We start from the raw sequence: 5690 nt of genomic DNA on the forward strand, positions 1-5690 counted from the left end.
GGGCGGTGCGGCGGCAGCATCCGGGCCAGGCGCAGTGGCAGTGCGGAACATCGAGACCATCCTGGACACGCCGGCCGACATGATCCCGATCGCGCTGCATTACCTGGGCCTGGACCCGCACAGCGGCGACCCGGCCGAGCTGCAGAAGGCTGCCGACCTGCTGAAGTCGATCCGCCCGTACGTGCAGAACTTCCACTCCTCGCAGTACGTGGGTTCGCTGGCCAACGGCGGCACCTGCCTGGTCGTCGGCTGGTCGGGTGACATCATCCAGGCCCGCGACCGCGCCGAGGAAGCCAGCAACGGCGTGCACGTGGCCTACTCGATCCCGAAGGAAGGCGCACCGCAGTGGTTTGACATGCTGGCCATCCCGAAGGATGCCAAGCACCCGGAAGCGGCCTATAGGTTCATCAACTACCTGCTGGAGCCGAAGGTCGCCGCGGCCAACACCAACTTCATCCACTACGCCAATCCGGTGACGGCCGCCACCCCGCTGGTGGATGCGGCCATCCGCAACGACCCGACCATCTACCCGCCGGCCGACGTGGCCGAGAAGATGTTCACCTACTCGATCAACACCCCGGAAACCGACAAGCTCTACACCCGGCTGTGGACCGAGGTGAAGACCGGCAAGTAAGTGAGGGCCGACCAGCGGTCGGCCTGCACCAGAAAGAGAAAGACGGAGGCCAACGGCCTCCGTCTTTTTTGCTTCTGCTCCTGCTCTGCTGTTGACCTCCTGTCCGCCGCCGGGATGCGTGAGGGCAGGGTGCAGAGCCGGGGGCTTGGCCAGGACCGTAGGCGCCAAGGATGGCGCCTACGAGCCCCATGGATGGGTTCACCGCGTGTCCTGGCCAAGCCCCCGGCTCTGCACCCTGCCAACCGGGAACTCACCACCGGCACGCGACAAACGCTTTCACCTCACCTCCGCACCCCTTCCCCTACCGTCCCGTATGGCACTGACCACCGCCGCGACGAGACGATGACCGACCAACCCCAGCACACCGACGCCCCCGACGGCGAAGACACTTCGACCACCGAGGACAAGCCTTCGCCGCTTAAGAACCCCAAGGTCCGCTGGACCCTGGCCATCATCGGCATTGTCGTGGTCATCGCCCTGGTCGCTTGGCTTGTCTACCACCTGCTGGTCGGCCGCTACCTGCAGGAAACCAACAACGCCTACCTGCAGGCCGACGCCGTGGCCGTCGCCCCGCGCATCAACGGCTATGTCACCGAAGTGCTGGTGCAGGACAACCAATGGGTCAAGGCCGGCGAACCGCTGCTGCGCATCGACCCGCGTACCTACCGCGCCACCCTGGACCAGGCCGAAGCCGTGATCGCCGTGCGCGAGGCCGACATCGCCGCCGCCGCCGCGGGCGTGCAGGGCCAGCAGTCCAGCCTGCTGCAGGCGCGCACCCAGCTCACCGCCGCCACCGCCTCGCTGCGCTTCGGCAGGTCCGAACTGGCCCGTTTCACCCCGTTGGCCGCCAGCGGCGCTGACACCCACGAGCACGTGGAAAGCCTGCGCCACGACGTCGAACGCGCGCAGGCCCAGTACGACGCGGCCAAGGCGCAGATCCAGGGCGCGCAGAGCCAGATCGAAGCCAGCCAGGCGCAGCTGGAACAGGCCCAGGCGGGCCTGAAGCAGGCCCAGGCCGATGCCGCGCAGGCCCGGGTGGCCTTCGAGGACACCGAACTGCGCGCGCGCATCGATGGCCGCGTCGGCAACAAGACCGTGCAGGTCGGCCAGTTCGTTGCCGCCGGCACCCGCACGATGACCATCGTGCCGGTCGAATCGCTGTACCTCAGCGCTAATTTCAAGGAAACCCAGGTGGGCCTGATGCGTGCCGGGCAGCCGGCCGAGATCAAGGTCGATGCGCTGCCGGGCACCACCCTGCATGGCACGGTGGAAAGCATCTCGCCGGGCACCGGCTCGCAGTTCGCCCTGCTGCCGCCACAGAACGCCACGGGCAACTTCACCAAGGTCGTGCAGCGCGTACCGGTGCGCATCCGCGTGGAGGCCGGCACCGAGGCGCGCAAGGTGCTGGTGCCGGGCATGTCGGTGGAAGTGACGGTGGACACACGTAACGCCAAGGACGCCCGCGAGCGCACCCGGGACGAGGCCGCCGCCACGGCCGCGCCGGCGCGATGAACGCCACCACTGCCCCCGCAGCATCCGCCGCCGACGGCAAGGCCGATGCCGGTGCATGGCTGGCGGTGGCGGCCGGTACCATCGGCTCGTTCATGGCGACGCTGGACATCTCCATCGTCAACGCGGCGCTGCCTACCATCCAGGGCGAGGTCGGCGCCAGCGGCACCGAGGGCACCTGGATCTCCACCGCGTTCCTGGTCTCGGAAATCGTGATGATTCCGCTGACCGGCTGGTTCGTGCGCACGCTGGGCCTGCGCACCTTCCTGCTGATCTGTGCCACGCTGTTCACCGCCTTCTCGGTGATGTGCGGCCTGGCCGATTCGCTGCCGATGATGATCGCCGGCCGGGTAGGGCAGGGCTTTGCCGGCGGCGCGCTGATTCCCACGGCGCTGACCATCGTCGGTACGCGCCTGCCACCGAAGCAGCAGCCGCTGGGAACCGCGCTGTTCGGCATGACCGTCATCCTCGGGCCGGTGATCGGCCCGCTGCTGGGCGGCTGGCTGACCGAGAACGTCAGCTGGCACTACGCCTTCTTCATCAACGTGCCGATCTGTGCCGGCCTGGTGGCCCTGCTGCTGCTGGGCCTGCCGCACGAGAAATCGAACTGGGGCGGCCTGCTGCGCGCGGACTGGCTGGGCATCATCGGCATGACCGCCGGCCTGTCCGCGCTCACCGTGGTGCTGGAAGACGGCCAGCGCGAGCGCTGGTTCGAATCGACCATGATCGTGGTGCTCAGCATCGTCTCGGTGTTGGGTTTTGTGCTGCTGGCGCTTTCGCAGTTCACCAGCAAGGCCCCGGTCATCCGCCTCAACATCCTGTTCCAGCGCAGTTTTGGGGCGGTGTTCGTGATGGTGATGGCGGTGGGCATGATCCTGTTCGGGGTCATGTACATGATCCCGCAGTTCCTGGCGATCATCGCCGGCTACAACACCGAGCAGGCCGGTTACGTGCTGCTGCTGGCCGGCCTGCCTACCATCCTGCTGATGCCCTTGATGCCGAAGATGCTGGAAACGGTGGACGTGCGCATCATGGTGTTCGGCGGCATGCTGTGCTTCGCTGCGGCCTGTTTCGTGAATCTGGGGCTGACCCCGGACAGCATCGGCCCGCACTTCGTCATCGGCCAGCTGCTGCAGGGCTGCGGCCTGGCGCTGGCGATGATGGCGCTGAACCAGGCGGCCATCACCTCGGTACCGCGTGAGTACACCAGCGATGCCTCGGGCCTGTTCAATGCCGCGCGCAACCTCGGCGGCTCGATCGGCCTGGCCATCATCTCCACCTTCCAGGAACGCCGGGCCACCCTGCACATCGACGCGATCGGCAGCAGCGTCACCGCCAATTCCACCCTTGCCCAGGACGCGCTGCATGCCTATGGCCAGCAGCTGGGGGATGCCACCCAGGCAATGGCCGTGTTGGCGCAGACGGTGCAGCTGCAGGCGATGGTGATGGCCTACAACGACCTGTTCTGGATCTTCGGCCTGATCGTAGTGGCGACCCTGCCGCTGGTTTTCCTGCTCAAGCCCTTGCCCAAGGGCGTCCCATTGGCGATGCACTGATGACTTTGACGACCTTGTCCTTTTTCTGGAATCAGTCCCTTCGCCTGCGCCGCCTGTGGCCAGCCGCGTTGCCGCTGCTGCTGGCCGGCTGCATGCTGGGGCCGGATTACGTGAGGCCTGAAGTGGCGGGTAGCGCGACCGCGCAGGCACAGCTGCCGCGTGCCGCGCAGGCCGGCGTGCAACCCGCCACGCCGCCCAGCCAGTGGTGGCGCGCGCTCAATGATCCGCTGCTTGACCAGCTGGTGGACGAGGCGCTGCGCAACAGCCCCAACCTGCGTGCCGCCCAGGCCAAGCTGCTGGCCTCGCGCGCGCTGCAGCGCCAGCGCCGCGCCGAACAACTGCCCAGCGTGGGCGCGGTGGCCGGCTATGCGAACGTCAAGGCGCCGGATTCACTGGAAAACAGCGTGCGCGGACTGGGCGAGAACATTGCCGGCGTGGCCGAGGCCAACGGCCGCCCGCAGGAGGCGGCGCAGCTGCGCCAGCAGTTCGCCGACATCGATCTGGATACCGAGCTGTACGTGGCCGGCTTCGACGCCAGCTGGGAACTGGACCTGTTCGGTCGTCGTCGCCGCGCCGCCGAGCAGGCCGCGGCCGAGGCCGAGGCCAATGCGGCAGCGCTGGCCGATGCGCAGGTGCAGCTGGCCGCCGAGCTGGCCCAGGTCTACCTGGGCTATCGCAGTAGCCGCGAACGCATCGCCCTGGCCGAAGGCAACCTCCGCGCGGCCGATGAAAGCCTTCAGTTGACCCGCCAGCGCCGCCAGCGCGGTGCCGATTCGGACCTGCAGGTCGAACGCGCCCAGGCCCAGCTGCAACAGCAGCAGGCCGCGCTGCCACCGCTGCAGGCACAGGCCGACGAGGCCCGCGATGTGCTGGCGCTGATGGTCGGCCGCGAGCCCGGGGCACTGGACGCGCGGCTGGCAGCCGACCAGCCATTGCCGGTGCTGCCGGCCAGCGTGCCGGTGGATGACGCGGGCGCGTTGATCCAGCGCCGGCCGGATGTGCGCAAGGCCGAGCGTGAACTGGCGGCCTCCTCGGCGCAGATCGGCCAGGCCATCTCCGCCTACTTCCCGCAGGTGACCCTGCTGGGCAGCATCGGGGCGGGCGCCACATCGGTGTCCGATCTGGGGCGGGATTCGGCCGCCACCATCGTCGCCCCGTTCCTGCGCTGGTCGCTGTTCGATTTCGGCGTGAACAAGGCCCGCGTGGCCCAGGCCCGGGCCGGCAACGAGGCACGCCTGGCGGCCTATGAAGGGACGGTGCTGGCTGCGCTGCAGGATGCAAACACGGCGCTGGCGCGGTTCGGAGCAGCCCGCCAGCAGCTGCAGGCCAGCGTACGCGCCGAGGCCTCGGCCGACCGCTCCTTGGTGCTCATGGGGCAGCGGCGGCAGGCCGGCGCCACCTCGCAGATCGACCTGCTGGACGTGCAGCGCCAGCGCCTGCAGGCCCAGGATGCCGCCGCCCAGGCGCGCCTGCAGCTGCTGGTGCGCTATGTCGCCCTGCAGAAGAGCCTGGGCCTGGGCTGGCAGGAGGCCCCGCCGGTGGCCGCGCGTTGACCCTTCCCGCCGGGCATGGCCCGGCGGTCCCCCCGGCCCAGTGGGTGCCGACCGTTGGTCGGCACGCATTTCCAGCCCCCCGGCCCGGTAGGTGCCGACCGTTGGTCGGCACGCATTTCCAGCCCCCTGGCCGGTAGAATGGCCACCGCTGTCCACCGCCCGCTCCCGGAGCCCCCATGCCCGTTGAAGCCCAGCCGGAAGCCGCCGTCGTCGATGCGACTGGTGCGCCCGGCTATCTGTCCATTCGTGATCTGCGCAAGGAATTCGATGGCTTCGTCGCCGTCGACGACGTCAACCTGGACGTGCGCAAGGGCGAGATCTTCGCCCTGCTCGGTGGCTCCGGCAGCGGCAAATCGACCCTGCTGCGCTGCCTGGGCGGCTTAGCAGTTCCACGCTGTGCCGGTGACCGTGGTCGCCAGTGGCGGCCGCCTGCGCCTG

General features: G+C 68.8%; 5 protein-coding genes. All 5 read left to right on the top strand.

Annotated features, from left to right (window positions below; genetic code table 11):
- Nucleotides 1-634 (top strand): extracellular solute-binding protein (locus ACQKDV_RS18025; RefSeq protein WP_427785571.1); only part of this gene is annotated, 634 nt, incomplete at its 5' end.
- A gap of 342 nt (nt 635-976) precedes the next feature.
- Nucleotides 977-2146 carry an HlyD family secretion protein gene (locus ACQKDV_RS18030; protein WP_427785573.1) on the top strand — a complete coding sequence of 390 codons (1170 nt, stop codon included), beginning with the start codon at nt 977-979 and terminating at the stop codon, nt 2144-2146.
- Nucleotides 2143-3699 carry a DHA2 family efflux MFS transporter permease subunit gene (locus tag ACQKDV_RS18035; RefSeq protein ID WP_427785574.1) on the top strand — a complete coding sequence of 519 codons (1557 nt, stop codon included), beginning with the start codon at nt 2143-2145 and terminating at the stop codon, nt 3697-3699. Before ACQKDV_RS18030 ends, ACQKDV_RS18035 begins: the two co-directional genes overlap by 4 nt.
- Entirely contained in the window at nt 3699-5252 is a 1554-nt protein-coding gene (locus ACQKDV_RS18040; protein ID WP_427785576.1) for an efflux transporter outer membrane subunit, read from the top strand. The genes ACQKDV_RS18035 and ACQKDV_RS18040 overlap by 1 nt, the downstream gene beginning before the upstream one ends.
- 176 nt (nt 5253-5428) lie before the next feature.
- The coding region (locus ACQKDV_RS18045) for an ATP-binding cassette domain-containing protein (RefSeq protein WP_427785577.1) at nt 5429-5690 on the top strand (262 nt) is incomplete at its 3' end.

Origin of the sequence: Stenotrophomonas sp. NPDC077659, from assembly GCF_050268705.1 — a bacterium.
Lineage (GTDB): Bacteria > Pseudomonadota > Gammaproteobacteria > Xanthomonadales > Xanthomonadaceae > Stenotrophomonas.